The organism is Candidatus Nitrosopumilus sp., assembly GCF_028278985.1.
In the GTDB taxonomy this organism is placed as follows: domain Archaea; phylum Thermoproteota; class Nitrososphaeria; order Nitrososphaerales; family Nitrosopumilaceae; genus Nitrosopumilus.
Genome location: NZ_JANQTA010000018.1, coordinates 57,813 through 74,756, shown reverse-complemented (window position 1 = coordinate 74,756; position 16,944 = coordinate 57,813). Strand labels below are relative to the sequence as shown.

26 protein-coding genes and 1 tRNA gene are annotated in these 16,944 nt (G+C 32.7%); 12 read left to right on the top strand and 15 right to left on the bottom strand.

Annotation, left to right across the window (positions count from 1 at the left end):
- Window positions 1–144: 144 nt before the first annotated feature.
- The gene (locus tag Q0941_RS06265) at window positions 145–825 is read left to right on the top strand and encodes a PAC2 family protein (RefSeq protein WP_299292246.1); all 681 of its coding nucleotides are present in this window, start codon (window positions 145–147) and stop codon (window positions 823–825) included.
- A gap of 186 nt (window positions 826–1,011) precedes the next feature.
- On the opposite strand, the gene Q0941_RS06260 is transcribed toward Q0941_RS06265, so the two are convergent.
- Entirely contained in the window at window positions 1,012–1,671 is a 660-nt protein-coding gene (locus Q0941_RS06260) for a hypothetical protein (RefSeq protein WP_299292245.1), read from the bottom strand.
- 156 nt (window positions 1,672–1,827) lie between these two features.
- Here Q0941_RS06260 and Q0941_RS06255 point away from each other — a divergent pair, with 156 nt between their 5' ends.
- From Q0941_RS06255 to Q0941_RS06245, 3 genes are read left to right on the top strand one after another with little or no spacing between them, the layout of a single operon-like run.
- On the top strand, window positions 1,828–2,715 hold the full coding sequence (locus Q0941_RS06255; protein ID WP_299292244.1) for a carboxypeptidase regulatory-like domain-containing protein: 888 nt from the start codon (window positions 1,828–1,830) through the stop codon (window positions 2,713–2,715).
- Between the two features lie 56 nt (window positions 2,716–2,771).
- Window positions 2,772–2,939: a hypothetical protein gene (locus Q0941_RS06250; RefSeq protein ID WP_299292243.1), complete on the top strand. Its 168-nt coding sequence runs from the start codon at window positions 2,772–2,774 to the stop codon at window positions 2,937–2,939.
- Window positions 2,940–2,994: 55 nt separating this feature from the next.
- On the top strand, window positions 2,995–3,324 hold the full coding sequence (locus Q0941_RS06245; RefSeq protein WP_299292242.1) for an arsenate reductase family protein: 330 nt from the start codon (window positions 2,995–2,997) through the stop codon (window positions 3,322–3,324).
- 5 nt (window positions 3,325–3,329) lie between these two features.
- On the opposite strand, the gene Q0941_RS06240 is transcribed toward Q0941_RS06245, so the two are convergent.
- Window positions 3,330–3,572: a hypothetical protein gene (locus Q0941_RS06240; RefSeq protein WP_299292241.1), complete on the bottom strand. Its 243-nt coding sequence runs from the start codon at window positions 3,570–3,572 to the stop codon at window positions 3,330–3,332.
- Between the two features lie 12 nt (window positions 3,573–3,584).
- A complete protein-coding gene (locus tag Q0941_RS06235; RefSeq protein WP_299292240.1) occupies window positions 3,585–3,878 on the bottom strand; it encodes a hypothetical protein in 294 nt (97 codons plus the stop codon).
- A gap of 321 nt (window positions 3,879–4,199) precedes the next feature.
- On the opposite strand from Q0941_RS06235, the gene Q0941_RS06230 reads away from it, so the two are divergent.
- Both Q0941_RS06230 and Q0941_RS06225 read left to right on the top strand, forming a co-directional pair.
- Window positions 4,200–5,249: an ABC transporter permease gene (locus Q0941_RS06230; protein ID WP_299292239.1), complete on the top strand. Its 1,050-nt coding sequence runs from the start codon at window positions 4,200–4,202 to the stop codon at window positions 5,247–5,249.
- Entirely contained in the window at window positions 5,246–6,613 is a 1,368-nt protein-coding gene (locus Q0941_RS06225; protein ID WP_299292238.1) for an ABC transporter permease, read from the top strand. Before Q0941_RS06230 ends, Q0941_RS06225 begins: the two co-directional genes overlap by 4 nt.
- Before the next feature lies 1 nt (window position 6,614).
- On the opposite strand, the gene Q0941_RS06220 is transcribed toward Q0941_RS06225, so the two are convergent.
- The 4 genes from Q0941_RS06220 to Q0941_RS06205 form a co-directional block, all read right to left on the bottom strand.
- Entirely contained in the window at window positions 6,615–6,926 is a 312-nt protein-coding gene (locus tag Q0941_RS06220) for a hypothetical protein (RefSeq protein WP_299292237.1), read from the bottom strand.
- 10 nt (window positions 6,927–6,936) lie between these two features.
- Window positions 6,937–7,203, bottom strand: a complete 267-nt coding sequence (locus Q0941_RS06215) for a hypothetical protein (RefSeq protein ID WP_367277479.1) — start codon at window positions 7,201–7,203, stop codon at window positions 6,937–6,939.
- A 131-nt stretch (window positions 7,204–7,334) separates the two neighbouring features.
- The gene (locus Q0941_RS06210) at window positions 7,335–7,742 is read right to left on the bottom strand and encodes a Mov34/MPN/PAD-1 family protein (RefSeq protein WP_299292235.1); all 408 of its coding nucleotides are present in this window, start codon (window positions 7,740–7,742) and stop codon (window positions 7,335–7,337) included.
- Window positions 7,743–7,773: 31 nt separating this feature from the next.
- Entirely contained in the window at window positions 7,774–9,066 is a 1,293-nt protein-coding gene (locus tag Q0941_RS06205; protein ID WP_299292234.1) for an exonuclease SbcC, read from the bottom strand.
- Window positions 9,067–9,141: 75 nt separating this feature from the next.
- On the opposite strand from Q0941_RS06205, the gene Q0941_RS06200 reads away from it, so the two are divergent.
- The 4 genes from Q0941_RS06200 to Q0941_RS06185 all read left to right on the top strand — a co-directional run bounded on the left by Q0941_RS06200 (window position 9,142) and on the right by Q0941_RS06185 (window position 10,723).
- A complete protein-coding gene (locus Q0941_RS06200) occupies window positions 9,142–9,603 on the top strand; it encodes an SRPBCC family protein (RefSeq protein WP_299292233.1) in 462 nt (153 codons plus the stop codon).
- 62 nt (window positions 9,604–9,665) lie between these two features.
- Window positions 9,666–10,001 carry a hypothetical protein gene (locus tag Q0941_RS06195; protein WP_299292381.1) on the top strand — a complete coding sequence of 112 codons (336 nt, stop codon included), beginning with the start codon at window positions 9,666–9,668 and terminating at the stop codon, window positions 9,999–10,001.
- A gap of 219 nt (window positions 10,002–10,220) precedes the next feature.
- A complete protein-coding gene (locus tag Q0941_RS06190; RefSeq protein WP_299292232.1) occupies window positions 10,221–10,439 on the top strand; it encodes a hypothetical protein in 219 nt (72 codons plus the stop codon).
- A complete protein-coding gene (locus Q0941_RS06185; protein ID WP_299292231.1) occupies window positions 10,436–10,723 on the top strand; it encodes a hypothetical protein in 288 nt (95 codons plus the stop codon). Before Q0941_RS06190 ends, Q0941_RS06185 begins: the two co-directional genes overlap by 4 nt.
- Here Q0941_RS06185 and Q0941_RS06180 read toward each other — a convergent pair.
- From Q0941_RS06180 to Q0941_RS06150, 7 genes are all read right to left on the bottom strand, one after another.
- Window positions 10,710–11,099 (bottom strand): hypothetical protein, encoded by a 390-nt coding sequence (locus Q0941_RS06180; protein WP_299292230.1) that lies wholly within the window; start codon window positions 11,097–11,099, stop codon window positions 10,710–10,712. The genes Q0941_RS06185 and Q0941_RS06180 overlap by 14 nt on opposite strands.
- 58 nt (window positions 11,100–11,157) lie before the next feature.
- Complete coding sequence (locus Q0941_RS06175; protein ID WP_299292229.1) at window positions 11,158–11,334, bottom strand: hypothetical protein; 177 nt, start codon at window positions 11,332–11,334, stop codon at window positions 11,158–11,160.
- 20 nt (window positions 11,335–11,354) lie between these two features.
- Entirely contained in the window at window positions 11,355–11,588 is a 234-nt protein-coding gene (locus Q0941_RS06170; RefSeq protein WP_299292228.1) for an Lrp/AsnC ligand binding domain-containing protein, read from the bottom strand.
- Between the two features lie 52 nt (window positions 11,589–11,640).
- Window positions 11,641–12,288, bottom strand: a complete 648-nt coding sequence (locus Q0941_RS06165) for a nitroreductase family protein (protein WP_299292227.1) — start codon at window positions 12,286–12,288, stop codon at window positions 11,641–11,643.
- A gap of 44 nt (window positions 12,289–12,332) precedes the next feature.
- Window positions 12,333–12,518 (bottom strand): hypothetical protein, encoded by a 186-nt coding sequence (locus Q0941_RS06160; protein WP_299292226.1) that lies wholly within the window; start codon window positions 12,516–12,518, stop codon window positions 12,333–12,335.
- Between the two features lie 41 nt (window positions 12,519–12,559).
- A tRNA-Ser gene (locus Q0941_RS06155) sits at window positions 12,560–12,641 on the bottom strand.
- Window positions 12,642–12,675: 34 nt separating this feature from the next.
- Complete coding sequence (locus tag Q0941_RS06150) at window positions 12,676–12,936, bottom strand: hypothetical protein (RefSeq protein WP_299292225.1); 261 nt, start codon at window positions 12,934–12,936, stop codon at window positions 12,676–12,678.
- 441 nt (window positions 12,937–13,377) lie between these two features.
- Between Q0941_RS06150 and fen the strand changes: the two genes are divergently transcribed.
- A complete protein-coding gene (gene fen / locus Q0941_RS06145) occupies window positions 13,378–14,400 on the top strand; it encodes a flap endonuclease-1 (protein ID WP_299292224.1) in 1,023 nt (340 codons plus the stop codon).
- 41 nt (window positions 14,401–14,441) lie between these two features.
- Window positions 14,442–14,975: a PAS domain S-box protein gene (locus Q0941_RS06140; RefSeq protein WP_299292223.1), complete on the top strand. Its 534-nt coding sequence runs from the start codon at window positions 14,442–14,444 to the stop codon at window positions 14,973–14,975.
- Between the two features lie 18 nt (window positions 14,976–14,993).
- Here Q0941_RS06140 and acs read toward each other — a convergent pair whose 3' ends face one another.
- Window positions 14,994–16,901 carry an acetate--CoA ligase gene (gene acs / locus Q0941_RS06135; RefSeq protein WP_299292222.1) on the bottom strand — a complete coding sequence of 636 codons (1,908 nt, stop codon included), beginning with the start codon at window positions 16,899–16,901 and terminating at the stop codon, window positions 14,994–14,996.
- Window positions 16,902–16,944 lie beyond the last annotated feature (43 nt).

The window sequence follows — 16,944 nt, the reverse complement described above, 5'->3', positions numbered from 1 at the left end:
GAGCCAAAAAGATGTAAATCTACAAGAGTTAAAATATGATATTGTTTTTACACTTGGGAAAAACATCAGATTAGGCGCAAGAAGGTTTCAATCAAAAAAAGTTTTTCAATATAGATTTAAAATTCATTAGAATTAAGAGGATGAATGGAGTTTGAACAAATTGAAGAGCCTAATGTGCAAAAACCAATCATCATTGCAGCTATGCAAGATATGGGAAACGTTGGAAGTATTGTTGTAAATTTTATCAATGAATCACTCCATACCAAACCATTTAGAACTGCAAAAACTCCATTTCCCACATATGTTGTTGACAGAGGGGGATACATTGATCTTCCAGACGAAAGTTGGGATTATAGATATACAGAAGACCTAATTGTTTTTGGAGGAGGTAAAGGTCAACCGCAGAGTAACAGTGAATTAAACGCATTGTGTGAAGACGTAATTCAAATTTCAAAAAAATATTCTGCAAAGTTCATTTACACATTAGGTGGATTTCATACAAATAGAATTTTTGACGAAAAACCAAAAACATACATCACTACAACATCTACCGAGCTAACAAACCAAATGAAGAAGTTAGATGTAGAAACTACTCCACAAAAATCAATCATTACTGGATTTAATGGGCTAATTCTAGGATTTGCTAAAAAACATGGAATTCAGGGAATCGGCATGTATGGTGAATTAAATGAGCCAGAAATCCCTCAATATAGAGCAGCAATAAGCATTATCAAAACTCTAGAAAAACTAACTTATCGAAAACTTGGTGATACCAGCAAGTTGGAAATAATGGCTCAAGACTTGGAGCGAAAATTTAGAAATTAATCAATGAGATTTCCCTATTGGGTGAGGTTTAGTATTTTCATCATGGCAATCGCAAGTGCAAATGTAGGTTTTGTGATTGTTCATACAATCAATGCATTCATAGTGCTTTCGAGATTCACAAGATGCACAAATCATACTTAACTAGTAAACAAAGATGAATTTGAATATTTTTGTTAATCCTTAAAATCAATAGGAAACTTCACTTCTACCAAGGAGATCATCAGTTAAATCCATGTATCCTTGTGGATCAAGTTCTTTTGCAAAGCCCTTGTCAATATTTATCAAAAAAATTGAATGAAGATGAGCATTCAAGATATCCTCATAATTAATTGGAGGATTTTTGTAATATCGATCGCATAAATTTTTTATTTTTTGAACGTCTTCTTGTTTTCTTGCATTTGGTGGAAGTAAGAAAATTTTTGCAATAGGCAATATTCCAATGACAGGAGTTGCCAATGAAAACTTTGAACAGTGTTTGCTATAACGAGCAATTTTACTCATTATTCTAGCTGCGTAATAATCAACAGTATCCATTGCATGTTCTGGTGGAGTAAATCCTGTTTCAATTTCAATTATGGTATTTCCTCCTCCTTTTTTTGCAAAGATATCACAAACCAGAATTTCAGAAATATTTTTCTCAACTTTAACAGAATATCCTCTAGAAATCAAAGTGCTAGCACAAATTAATTCTAAAATTGAGTGATTGATTTTAACTAGATTTTTTTTATACATTTCAATTAACTGCTCACGAACAAAATTCAGTTTTGACAAATCAGATTGGTCAAGATTTTTAGCTAGTTTTTCTGTCATTTGAGTAACATCCTTTTGAAATTTTTCCAAGTCCATATTTCATAGGGTAAATTTTCCAGAGGTTTAAGAATTAGGGAAGCATGTCTAGAGACTGTTTTTATCAAAGCCAACAAAATTGACTCAAAAAAAATTGAAAAATGGCTAATTTTTCTTCATACATTGTCTTAACAACAAAATTCAGCACAATCTCATATGATTACCCATAAACTAGCAGCTGTAGCATTGCTAACAGTATTGATGGTGATTTCAGTGTTGCCTGTGGCAAATGCAGAGTTGTGGGATTTTGTCATTATTTCTAATGTAGAAAATAAGTCAATAGTTTCAGGAGGCACAGTAGTAATTTCAGGGCAAGTTGTTGATCATGCATATAAGCCAATCAGAGGAGCTGAAGTTCTTCTTAGAACAGGCTCAGATTCAGTTAAGGTTTTCACAGATCCTTGGGGAGAATTTAGAGCTGAATTCAAAGATCTGGAGAGAGCTGCTGGAACATATCCAATTAACATAGTCGCAACATGGTACGAAATGAAGGGCCTATCATCAACTTCCTTTGACGTAAAAGGAGAAGCAAGTAAATTATCATTATTAGAACAACAATTAGCATCAGAACAAGCAAGAAAATATCTAAGTTCAAATGAAAGTGATTTTGAAAAAGACCCAATAGGTCAGACATTATTCAAATATTATCATGGATTATTGGATGAATTAATTTTAGAAAAGAAAGAAGAATACAAACCTAATGAAGAACAGATTCGTCTAAACGAACAAAGAAGAATTGCTGAAGAACTAAAACAAGAAGCAATTGATTTCTATCAACCAGGAGCAGGAACGTATGGAGGATATCAATATGAAGACTACATTACAAGTTTAAGACCTGAAATCAAAGAACTAGTCATCAATCAATTGAATTTCACAAAAAATACCTTTGAAAATGCTCAAAACCTAAGAGCAGAGATTTTAGAGAATGGAGGCACATTTGAAGAAGCCCAAAAAGCATATTTGGAAATGATTACGATTCCAAAAGAAATCTTGGAACAATTTAATCAAGAGAAATTAGATACAGAAGATCAATCTGAAGATTAATGAACAATTGATAAATTCTACGTGCGCCTTATATTCAAAATCACATAAGAATAATTATGAAAATAGATATCCCATTACCTTGCCCTTCTTGTGGAGGAAAAATGTATTCTGTAAACTATGAAGCAACATTGTCAATCTTGAAAGAGAGAACATGGCAAGTATGCAAAGAATGCAACTTTGAAAGAAATATTGAAGATTTTAAAAAATCAATCTGCTGTGCCTAACGGCAATTTTCTTTTTCTAAACAATTTTTAAGGAAAATTAGGCATAAAAAATGACTTGAAAGTTCTTCATAAATCATCATGCATCACATGTAAGAAATCAATTTCAGAGATTGAAAGAATGAAAAAAGAGATTGAAAAAAGAGATTTTTTCAAAGATCCCCTTACTGAAACAGAATTAAAAAAAATTATCAAAATTAGTGGTAAAAAGCCCATAGAATTTTTACGAAAAAGAGATAAGATGTACAAGGAATTAGATTTGGAAAATTCTAAAAAAACAGATGCTCAATTAATCAAACTTATGATAAAGCATCCAGGATTGATTCTAAGACCCATTGTGATTGATGGAAATAAAGTAACAATTGGAAAAATTCAAAAAATAATTTAAAGTAATCAAGGGTTTTCTTGTTTGAATATTTTAATTGCTTCTAAATGAGAACAATTAGCTTTCAAACCTTTTCCATGATGGAATTTATAGAAATTTTTGAATCCCGGACATTCACATTCAGTGGAACTTGCAATGTATGATTTTTCAGGATCCGATAAAGATTTTATTTGAAACAAATCATCCTCGAGCTGAGCTACCCCACCAGATTCTACAAGCTTCTTTGCTTTTCTAATGGTATTTGCACTCATAAAGAAAAATAATTACTTTTTATTTTTTAATTTTTTCATTACTGTAGTCCATTCTTCATCATTATTGGCCATAGCATTATGATACAGTAATTCATAAGTCCATCCAATTATTTCACTCCAGATTGCCTTTAGAGATTCATCATCGGTCCACATTACACTAGTTTTTACAGCATTCATAGCAAGAATATTAGTTGCATTCTGAGTTGGAGATTTATTCCATTTTTCCAATACACGGTCACAAAATTCAAGGATTTCGGGTTTTGTCAAAACAAGATTGTCTGGATTAAATTGCTTTTTTCTTGTCATAAAGATAGTTGTTAAAACAACGAATTAAAGATAAGGAATTATCAGAATTAGGAATTTTCCATGGATTTTCTATGCAAATAAGCGATATAATGAGAGGTGTTTTGAAAGGGTGTTTTTCCTCTAATGTGATTCTGAACATATTCTGTAAGAATTTGACCTAATTTGTTCTCATTTACCATACATGATATCATAAGTAAATTTGAAAAGAAAGAGTGTGAGATTTTTTTGTTGTTGAATCAATAATTTCTAGTATTTTTGTGCTAGGCACAAAAAATACCATCTAATATTATAACAACAACCATAATTTCAGAAATATTGAGTATGAAGAGATACGTTGCAACAAGATTAGCAACAATGTTTGGGGTTCTAATGATCACTTTGCTGATTACAATTGCATTAGTGGGTTCCAATATGGATACAATTCTAAAACAAGGGGTCGTTTTCCAAGTTAGGGCAGAAATTACAGAAAATCCAGGAATCGCTGAAAGTTTTTCATCGGTAGAAGAATTTGAAATGTTTGTACAAAGTCAAATTGATCAGAGAGTCAAGTCATTAGGATTAGATGAACCTTGGTATTCACCACAAAGAATCGGAATAACAATGTATAAAATTCTTCTATTAGATTTTGGCCATGCCACATTTCTAACAAGCGATTCAGGTTCATCAGATGTTAAAGAAATTATTTTTGAAAAATTACCAAGAACAATTCTACTATTTACTACTGCAACAATAATTATTTCAATAATAGGAATTTTTCTAGGAGCGCTAGCTGGTTCCAAAGTAGGTTCAGTAGTTGACAGAATCACTTCATCTTTTGCTATAATTAGTTCTAGTTTCCCAGTATGGTGGATTGGTATGTTAATGATTTTTGTATTTTCATTTATGTATCAAATTTTTCCAGCAAGAGCTACTCCAGACATACCATCATCAGAACCTGGATATTTCTTGGCTTTGTTGTATCATATGGCACTTCCATTAATCACAATAGTAATGATTGGTTTTGGATCATGGGCATATCTAGTTAGAAACTTCATGGTAGGAATTATGCAAGAAGATTTCATTTTAGCAAAAAAGACTATTGGAATCAAGCAAAAGAAAATTGTGTATACTCATGCTCTGAAAAATGCAGCACCGCCAATTGTAACCATACTTGCCCTCAGTTTATCAGGATCACTAGGAGGTGCAATAATTACAGAGGCAGTTTTCGATTGGCCAGGAATGGGAAGACTGTACTTTGAAGCAATTACAGTCATGGATTTGCCAGTAATTATTGGTGCTACTTACATTTTGACAGTGTTTTTCTTGATTAGTATTTTTGTTGCAGACTTGCTGTATGGTTACTTTGATCCACGTGTGAGGACAGGGCAATGAGTAGTATTAGTCCTCAAGAAATCAAACAAGAATTCATCAGAAGTAAAATTGGGATTGCCGGAATTTCCATTTTGATAATTCTTGTATCAATTTCATTAATTGCAATTACAGTTATTCCCGTTGAAACGTTTCAAGAATGGAATAATCCTGGAAATTGGATTTCATATCCAAAAGTGGCAGTACCAGCTTGGGTAAACTATTTTCAATCTGAAAAAATTCCTGAGCATCAAATTTTAGATTCTCCCGTTATTAGTAATAGGGTTCAAGGTGAAATCATCCAAACATCACATCAATTTGGAGTGAATTATCAATATGATGATTTCCCAAACGATTTCATTTATGAATTCACATCAGCATACAGTAACTCACCACTAATTCAAATGTCAGTTATCAGACCAGATGGAATTACATTAGATTTAATTTCGTCATCATTACCATATTCTGAAAATTTAGCAATTCATCAAGAAAGAATTTTTTCTACTGATGAGATGATTAAGAAAAATTTGTTTTTGCAATCAGAACATTATAGATTTTCTATACAAAGTTTATCTTCAGAAGACATAATTTTTTCACAAATTGAACAAAATGTTCCTCTAAAAGGAAAATATGTTTTCATAATTAATGCAATTTCAATTAATTCAAAAATTGAATTAACAGAATCAAAATTGATCATAGGAGGAAAAGCGTTTGGGGTTATGGGAACAGATGAGCTAAGAAGAGATTTGGCAATCGGTTTGCTTTGGGGAACACCACTGGCGTTATTTATTGGCCTGGTAGTAGCAATTGCTTCAGTCATTATGGGACTTTTGTATGGAGTTTATGCAGGGTTCAAAGGCAAAAAAACTGATGAAGCGATGATGAGATTTAACGATGTAATCTATGCACTGCCTGCCTTACCATTTCTGATTATTCTTTCTGTAACAATTAGCAACAGCATCTTCCTAATGGTAGGATTTTTGATGATTTTTGGATGGGTTGGAATAGCCAAAGTCTCTAGAAGTATGTCATTACAAATTAAAACTCGTGGGTATGTTGATGCGGCCAATATGATGGGGCAAAAAAACTCCAAAATCATTTTAAAACACATTCTTCCACAATTGTTGCCTTATGCTTTTGCCAGTATTGCAATTTCTGTTCCTGCCGCAATTACAACAGAAGCAGGATTAAGTTTTCTTGGATTAGGTGACCCATCTTTCCCAACATGGGGACAAATTCTTCATGATGCAAATACATTTGGTGCAGCTGCAAGAGGATTATGGTGGTGGATAATGCCTCCAGGAGTTATGATTGCAATTACAGGCTTAGCTTTTGTTTTTATCGGAAATGCTTTAGATGCAATTGTTAATCCAAAGCTCAAACGTTAAACTAGAAAGGATAACTACGAATCATTTCAAGTGCAGAATCGGTTAATTTGATGGTATAGACTTGTGAGTTTGGATCATCCTTTGTCTCTGCAAGAGTTTCAGCAAATTTTGTTTTCTCTTCCTCAGTTGCACCAGCATCATGTGCACATAGATTGAATGCTTTAAGATTCAAATTATTTTTGAGTAAATGTGCAATGAATTTTTTATAATCAGAAGGATTAGACCATTGAATATTTTTTTCACCACATGCAGCAATCCAGACATCAACTGAATTATGAAAAATTACTTTTTGTTTAAGGGCATCTAATGTCATGTTTTTTCAGTTAGAAATCTGCTCTTTGCATTTTTGAGCCACATCGTGGACAAGTTCCACCCTTGTGTTTGTTGTTACATACCAAGCATACGTAACGAACTCCACCAGATGAATTTGGAGATCCCATTCCAAAGAATCCTCCTCCACCAGAGCCAGAATCGCTGCCGCCACCATAGCCGCCTCTCATACGACTCATGTAACGTCTTCTGAGAATCAATGGGAAAGCAATGAAAATTGCAAGAGCAGCGCCTAAACCATATGGGAATGGCAAAACCATTTGCAATCCTATGCTAATAGCTAATGAAGCAAATAAGAAAATCAGATATGTCTTATAATTAAACAATACAATAAAAGTATCGCAAAATATGTTATAAAGTTTTGTCAGTATTTTTCAGGTGTTATTTCAGATTATGATTCTTCAACAATGGATAGAGGCACAGAATTGCCTCCACTGTCCCACGCAAAAATACAATCATCTTTGTATGGAGATTTAACAATCAGAGAAACTAATCCAAAGAAATTATGCAAATCTTCTACTGATGGGTCAGCAGAACCGCTAGGGTGTGAATGTACAATTCCCACATAACTCATATCAAAGGGTAAAAAAGAATGAGGAAATCCTGCAAATGTTGGACCAGTGTAACTAAATGGAGGAATAACTAATCCATCAACTTTAATTTCTCCTTGTTTTGATTTTCCTTTTAAAATTAGAATTCCTTCATTGGGATGTTTCATTTGACAGTAGGAAAGGATACTTTCAACAACATCCTTAGTGATCAACACTTTACGTTCTAATTTCTTCTTTTTGAAAATCACATAATTACTCTATTTCTTAACTAATTTAATTTTAAGAATCCAATACAACATATTTTGTATTTGAGTAATTTTGCATCATGATTTGCACCTCAGATATCACAGAAGGGATTTTTACCTCATACTCGTTAATTTCACCTTGAAAGGATTCCAATTTTAGTTGTAATTCTTCATGTAATGAGGAATTTTTCTCTAAATCATTTTTTTTAGTATTAAAATCGGTCAGATCATAGGAATCTAATTCATTTTGTAAAGAATTGAATTTTTCAGAATAGGAAGAAACTCTCAAAATTAGCGAATCCAATGATTCTTCAACTTCAGTGATTTGTTGCATTGATTTATCTTGATCTTTTACAGAAATTGAACCAGAATTGATTCCTTTTCTTACATTTTCCAATATTGTAATGATGGAATCCTTGTTTTCAGCAAGTAAGATGGTAAATGGATCATTAACTAATTGAGTTAGCAGATTTTTTTGCTCTTTGTCTAATGAAGAGCCATACTCATATCTACTCAAAGGTCTAGAAATTTTTGTAAATTGGGCATCAATTGAACTTTTGATTTGAGATTTTTCTTTTGTAAAATTATTCAAAGATGATTCCAATTCTAAATATTTTTTATAATGTTCAGAAGACTTTATTTCTTTAAAAGATTTTTCAAGTGAGGATACAGAGTTGCTGGTTTCGCTTAGAATATTTTCAGTTTCAGATACTTTGTTCAGTTTTTCTTGTTTTAGTTTTTTCATTTTATCAATTTCAGAAACAGATTGGAGGATTTGTTCAGATAGTTCTTTTCCATCCTGATAATTTTTTAATAATTTTTGAATTTCTGCATGATTGGAATTCATGACTTCTAAATTATTTTTTAATTGTTCTGCATATTTTTTTGCAAATATGTGAATTACTCGAGTTTGACGTCCCAAAACATCTCCAACTTTTTTTAATATTTGATTCAATAATGAATTTAGTTTTGAGGCATCCTCAATTGTTTTAACCTCTGGTAAAGGAAGTACATCCTTTTTTATTACACTTATCACTTGTTTTTTTCCTCTAACAACAATAATTGCCAGATGCTTGTCAATGTCATCTACCTTCAGATTATCTTTCTCCAGAACATCCCCAATTTTCATCAATTCTTCAATTAGAGGAGCAGTTGAATTTCTCAAATGTTTTATTTCAGAAGTTGTTTGAGATTCACGCAGTTGCTTCAAATCAGCAATTACTTTAGGGATATCGGAATATTGGATTTCTTTGTTTTGTGGGGCTTCCTGCTCTACATGTTTTTCTTCTTTTTTATCTTCTTTCTTTTTTCCCCATCCAAAGACCATTTGATAGTATTATTGGATGGGGATTAAAAACGGTTGTACAACTAAATTTAAAATCTAGATTATCGAACATGGCACATGGCAAATAAAACAAAAAAGACATTTCATACAGGTACTGTGAAAAAAACTATCAAAATTAAAGCGACTAGAGATAAAGTTTGGAGAAAAATTAGTAACATAGCAGGATTGCCTACATGGGTTGTAGATGTCAAAAAGACTGTCTATCTCTCAAGTAAGAAAAAAGGAGTAGGTGCAGTCAGATTAATCACATTTAATGACGGAAATAAGATTGAAGAGCATGTAGTTGCTTGGAAAGATAAGGAATATTTCTCATATATTGCAACTGAAGGGTTACCATTAAGAGCATATGTTGCCACAATTTCAATTAAAGCTAAATCAAGATCGATAGTTGAGTTAACATGGCAATCATATCTTAACAGTATGAAAATGACAGAAAAACAATTTCTGGATTTTATTGTATTCATGGGAAGTTTCTATGAAGCATCTTTAGAAAATTTGAAAACTAGTTTAGAAAAATAACACTATAACAAATTCATGTCAAAGTGTAAATATGATAATTTGAAAAAGTTTGTATGAGTGATATGAGATTTACTCTAATCGGAGTGATCTTAATTTTTATTGGATTTGGAGTGTTAGGAGTTTTTGGACAAGATTATCAAGCAGCAACATTTGAAGCAGATGAATTTGGTACTTGTTATGAGTATTCTGATGAAGCACCGCCAAAAGAAATCAATTGCTCATACAAAATATTTGATCAAACAATTTTCTTCGGAGTAGTTTTGTCTTTGATAGCTGGTGGAGTTATTTCATTAATCAAAGGAGTAAAAGGTAATTGGGATAACAAAGTCAAACCAGAAGACATGGTAGGTCCAGGAGGAAACCAAAATGATGATTCAGATAAACCAAAAGATAATTGATGATTATTCAGTTTTTTTAGATTTTAATTTTTCATAATCTTCAGGATTGTCTTCTTCCAATCTTTGATAATATACTTCTTCATAGGGCATTTTCTTAGATTGTTATTACAAAATTTGCATTTAAGCTTGAAGAACAAGTTCTACTTTTCAGGCATAATCTCGTGTCAGAAATTAATGATACAGGCATAGTATTATCTAATTTATCAATCTAGATTAGAAGTGACATTTCAGGATTCTTGTAGTAAAATTCCATGGGTTTTGATTTTTGTAGTAGGAGTTCAAATACATTTTCTTGCAGTTATTTTTCCAGAGATTAGAGAATTTCATCTTCATACAATGGGGATTGGAATCGCCGTAGTAAGTTCAGCCTTTATCTTATCACTATACTATGTCAAACGACGTCAAAGAGAAATTATGGGGACCAGTTCATCACAATGAAAATCCTATCATCACTTCATGACCCAAAAAAGGAACGTTATGCAATCTACTATTCAGTAATTCTGGTTGTAGTCATTATCGCCATAACATTACTGGTTACAGGAATTTTTGAGATTAGCCCAATTGAAGGAACAATGATGTTTTTTGAAGGATTTGTTGCATTATTCATGCTAACAAGACACAAAAAAGTATCACAATCGTTTTCACGGCATTTAGAGAAATTCAATGTAGGTATGAGGGGAATGACCAATCCATTATCAAAATTCAATTTTAGGAAGGGTTAGGAGAAGATTCGATTATGTTTTTCATACTATTTACCATCTCTCCAATTTCTTCCATTCTTTGATCAAATTGTTCATCACTAAGTTCATCAGGCTTGTTTAGGGTAATAATTACTTCAGAATAATCACCACTTGAAACCACACGCATTGGAACATCCCAAGTAGATTCTTCATCGATGTATTTATGATCTAAAATTCCAAAAGATTTGTTTTCATTAAATTTGAGTTTAGATGAACCATGAGGTCCAGTAAATGACCACCATCCATCATCATGAAGTTTTGCATCAGGCATCATTTTTGGTGGAATTTGTAATATTGCATCAAACGCATCACCAGTTTTTTTCTTTACAGTTATGGACATAGTTCTACTTCGGCTCACAAGTTACAGCTCGAATTATAGTTAAAAAAGATATAGTAGTATTCATCGGAAGTAGAATTTACTTATTTAAGAAATCTTTAATCTTCTTCAAATTCTCTACATTTGATTCCTGAAACATTGTCATGGATTCAGCAAGAGAATCAGGTAAAACGGTTTTAAGATTTGCGACTAATTCATCACCACTAGAAATCATATTGTCAATGAGTTTTTCAATTTCATTTTTCTCATCAACCATGAAAAAACTATAGGCTAATCTTAATTATCTTTTTTTATGAGAGTGGCAGTTGAGCGCACTTTTTTGAGTTTTTGAATATTCCAAGATACAATTTCTCGTATTTTTTCAAAGTTTTCTGCTTGAAGTTTCACTAGCATATCATGAGTGCCAATAGTTTCAAAAACATCAACAACTTGTTCTAGCTCTTTTAATTGTTCTATGATTTCTTCTTCTGCACCTAATTCGCAATTTAGCATCACATATGCATCAGTCATATGTAATGCAGAGATGAATGATTATTTAAAGATGGAGAATTTTAGGCATAGCTTACCAAACCACATGAACCAAATCTTTGAGATTCCTTCTGGGTTTTGGAAATTTCGTCTGCTCAGGATATCCAATGCATAATACTGATGAAGGTATCAAATCAGTCTCTATGACATCCATAACTTTTTGTTCATCAAACATTCCTATCCAAATTGAGCTCAACCCTAATGCTTGAGCTGCTAGCTGAGAATATCCTGCTGCAAGAGTAGCATCTTGTATTGCAAATTTTTTTAAAACATATTCTGGAAAATCAAATTTTACTCTTGTTGGATTTTTACAGAAAACCAAAACTACTGGGGAATTAACATATGGTTGGTTATTACAAGCTGGGATGAGTTGTTTTTTCTTCTCAGGATTTTTTACATAAAATATTTCAAAACCTTGATAGTTTCCAGCAGTGGGAGCAGTATCAGCTGCTGCAATAATTTTATCAATTTTTTCTGTCTCTACAGGTTTTGTTGAAAATTTTCTTGTGGATCTTCTCTTTGCCATTACAGCAAATAGATCTGTATCGACAACTTCTGAAGGTCCCGAATGTAAAATAAAATCCAATAATTGATTTCTAACATTTGGATCAGTTTTTTCAGGAGTTGTTTGAGGTTCATATCCTAAAGGATAAATCTTCTCTTCAAAATTTTCTGAATCCATGAAAGGATTTTGAAAATAACGTATTAAAGAATTACATTTTTGTTTTATTCAGCATCAAATGCATCGCATCCTGAGTTACAAGGCTTATTCATTACACCATCACACTTTCCCAATTCATTATGCATTATTCTATGATGACCACATATCTTGCATTTTTCTCTAAAATGACCGATTAGATCAGCTAACGAGAGCCCAGAATTTTGAATTTTAGATTCTGTTTCTTTTGTCATGAAATTTCTTGAGAAAGATGGGATTTTAACCATTTGTTAGACGCCGGGAAAGGGATTCGAACCCCTGCACGCTTGCGCGTAGCCGTTTTCGAGACGGCCGCCTTACCGCTTGGCTATCCCGGCATTTAGTCTTGAATATTCTCCATAATAAAGCAAATCAGGAGTCATTATCAATATCAAATAATTCATCTCGAAATTTCTTTTTTATTTGATGTTTTGTTTTTTCCCACTCTTCATCACTTACAGTATCAGTAAAAATAGATGTAAACCCATCAAAATTTTTCAATTCAAGAATCTTGATTATTTCCTGTTTTTCGTTTTCACGTAAAGGGAAATAGGATTTTATTTTCACTACACTTTCTGAATTAGATTTAATTTCAAAAATTTTATCTTCAAGATTTAGAGGTAAATTCTTCATCTACAAATTATGAAAAAAGTTTCTGATTTTTAAGCTTCCTTCTGTTTCTATAAACAATTACATGATATTTGATTATGTTCTTGAGTTTATCCTCAACGCTTAGATCTTCATCAACACATACAGACAAGAAATCTAGATAATCTTTATCTATTATATCAAATTCAATTTTTCTCAATTTAGCACTTGCACCCTTATTGAGCTGTCATCTTCTGAGATTAGCTTAGCATGAATAATGCAAAATCTCATAATTTGTCTGCAGTAAGGCTTTGGGTTTTGTTTTTCAAAGTGATAAAACATAACTTGAGTAAATGCCTCACTATCACATCCTAGCATATTGCAAATCATAAGATGTAATGAGAACTATTCAAGGCTAAAAGGGGAGGTTATTATGAAAAATCATAAAATAACAAATGCAAAATATGACAAAAAGGAGATGAAATCATGGGATTAAATCTTAAAGATCTAGTTGTTAGAGAGAAAACAACCTTAGAATCATTTGCAAACAAAGTCATAGCAATTGATGCATACAATGCGATCTATCAATTCCTAGCAAGTATTAGAGGCCCAGATGGACTTCAATTATCAGATTCAGAGGGCAGAATTACGAGTCATCTGAGTGGATTACTGTATAGAAATGTCAATTTTTTGTCATTGGGAATAAAACCAGTTTATGTTTTTGATGGAAAACCACCCTCACTAAAAACAGCAGAAATTGAGCGAAGAAAACAAATCAAAAAAGATGCAACCGTAAAATACGAAAAAGCTATTGCAGAAGGAAATATGGAAGATGCAAGAAAATATGCACAACAAACAACAAGCATGAAAGATGGTATGGTTAAAGAATCAAAACAACTTTTAACGTATTTTGGAATACCATACATCGATGCACCATCAGAAGGTGAAGCAACCGCAGCACATTTGACAAATACAGGACAGGCATATGCTTCTGCAAGTCAAGATTTCGATTCAATATTATGTGGTGCAAAAAAACTAGTAAGAAATTTTACAAATAGTGGAAGAAGAAAAATTCCAAATCGAAATACATACATCGATATTGTCCCAGAAATTATTGAAACACAGAAGACACTTGATGAATTACAATTAACAAGAGAAGAATTAATTGATGTAGGAATTTTAATTGGGACTGATTTTAATCCAAACGGATTTGAAAGAATTGGGCCAAAGACAGCACTAAAAATGATAAAACAACATTCCAGATTAGAAGATATTCCTCAAATTCAAGAACAATTACAAGAAATAGACTTTGAACAAATAAGGAAAATATTTCTTGAACCAGAAGTAGCAAAAGTAGACGAAGTTATTTTTGAAAAAATCGATTATGAAGGAATAACACAGTATTTAGTGAAAGAACGAAGTTTTTCAGAAGACAGAGTGCAATCAACCCTAAACAGACTAAAAAAAGCTCTAGAAAAGAAAAGCCAGAATCTAGATCAATGGTTTTAAGAGATTTTAATTTAATAACTAGTCAGTCTAAATTTAATAAAATGACTCAAACAGAAGCACGAAAAACACTCAAAGACGCCCCAGTAATGTGGAGAAGAATCAATTCCATAGGCGTGATTTTAGACTGTAATTCCACATATGCTGCAAACTTGGGATATGAGAAATCAGAAATTTTAGGAAAATCAATTTTTGAGCACGTACCAAAAGAATCATGGGAAAAGATGAATGAATCGCTAAAGGTATGGTTTGAGACAGGAAGAGTCACTTATAGAAGAATTACTTTCAAGCGACAAGATGAAACAACATTTCCAGGATTGTTGCAAGCCACCAGCCTTTATGATGAAAATAAAAATTTGCTTGGAAGTAATACAGTGATTTTTGATTTAACAAAAATGAATAATGAGCAGGTTAATGAATACAAAGAATTTGTAAAAGAGGCAAACAAGAAACTTGACGAAATAAAAGAAAAAAAATACGATAGTTTGGATAAAAATTCAAAATCAGAATACGATGGCCTAAAAAAGATGTTTGAAATGCTGTCAAAAATAGATTTTGAAGTATTGAAAAAGCAATAACCGATCAGAGAAAATACATCACACATTCATTGAGCGTTTAAGATCTTCAACTGATTGTTGCACTTCAGATACTGCAGCTCCATCCTCCAAAGTACTAACATCACCAATCTTTTCGTTTTTTGCAATAGCTTTGAGTAATCTTCGCATGATTTTTCCACTACGGGTTTTTGGAAGTTTAGAAACAAAGTAGATTTGTTTTGGAGTAGCAATTGGACCAATATCATTACGAATTTTTAACAAAATTTCTTTTTCTAATTCATCATTTTTACTAATACCTTGTTTCAAAACAGCAAATGCGATAATTACTTCTCCTTTAACTTCATCCGGGATTCCACATACAGCAGATTCTGCAACAGAATTATGAGATACAATACAACTTTCCAATTCTGCAGTACCAATTCTATGTCCAGCTACTTTCAAAACATCATCAGCACGACCTAAAAGCCACAAGTAATCATCATCATCTTTGAGAGCATAATCACCAGGATAATACCAATTTTCATATTTTGACCAATAGACAGTTTTGTATTTTTCATCATCATTCCATAAAGTCAAAAGCATTCCTGGCCAAGGATTCTTTATGACAAGATAGCCCTTTGTGTTAGGTGCCACATCAGTACCATTTTCATCAACTACAGCAATATTTACGCCTGGAATAGCACGAGTGCCAGAACCGGGCTTTAATGGAATTGTTTCAATTCCAGGAAGTGAAGAGATCAGCATTCCACCAGTTTCAGTTTGCCACCATGTGTCAATGATTGGGCATTTTTCTTTACCAATAGTTTTGTAATACCATTTCCAAACTTCGGGATTAATTGGCTCGCCAACAGTTCCAAGTAATCTTAATGTCGATAGATCAAAAGAATTTGGAATATCATCTCCAAACTTCATGAACATTCGAAGTGCAGTAGGTGTTGTGTAAAAAATAGTTACTTTGTATTTTTGCAATATATCCCACATGCGAGATGCATCAGGAAAGTCAGGTGCGCCTTCATACATTACTTCAGTTGCACCGTGTAAAAGAGGGGCATAAACTACATAGCTATGTCCAGTTACCCAACCAATATCAGCCGTACAAAAAAAGACATCAGAGTCTTTAATGTCAAATGCCCACTTGTATGTGGAATGTAAATGAGTAAGGTATCCACCTGTTCCATGTAAAACACCTTTTGGTTTTCCAGTAGTACCAGATGTATACAAAATGTATAGAGGATGTTCACTGTTTAATTTTTCAGCATCACAGGAAGGGGATGCTTCATCCATTAAGTTATGCCATAAATGATCTTTCGAGGTTAGAGTAATTTCATTTTTTGTTCTCTCTAAAACAATTACGTGCTCTACAAAATCAAAGCCCTGAATTGCCTCATCAATAACTTCTTTGAGTTTAACAACTTTGCCTCTTCGATATCCGCCATCAGCAGTGATGACAACTTTGGATTTGGAATCATCAATTCTATCTTTAATTGATGTTGCACTAAATCCAGAGAAAACCACAGTATGTGTGGCACCAATTCTTGCACAGGCCAACATTGCAATTGGTAATTCTGGAACCATTGGAAGATAAATGGTGACACGATCACCACTTTTGACACCAAGAGATTTCAGGACATTTGCAAATTTTTGAACTTGAACAAAAAGATCCTCATAAGTCAATACACGTGATTCATCATTTTCGCCCTCCCACAATATAGCAGGTTTTTGAGATTTTGATGCCTGATGGACATCTAGAGCATTATAAGAAGCGTTGATTTTTCCGCCTACAAACCACCTTGCAAAGGGAGGATTCCAATCTAAAGTCTTAGTCCAAGGAGAGAACCAAGATAACTGCTTAGCCTGTTCATCCCAAAAAGAGACAAAATCAGAATCAGCTTTTTTTCGAATTTCAGGATTATTATTTCCTAGTCCAATTTCAAAGATTTCAGACATCAAAAAAGTGTAGAAAGTTATACTTTCTAAATGTTAAAGAAAA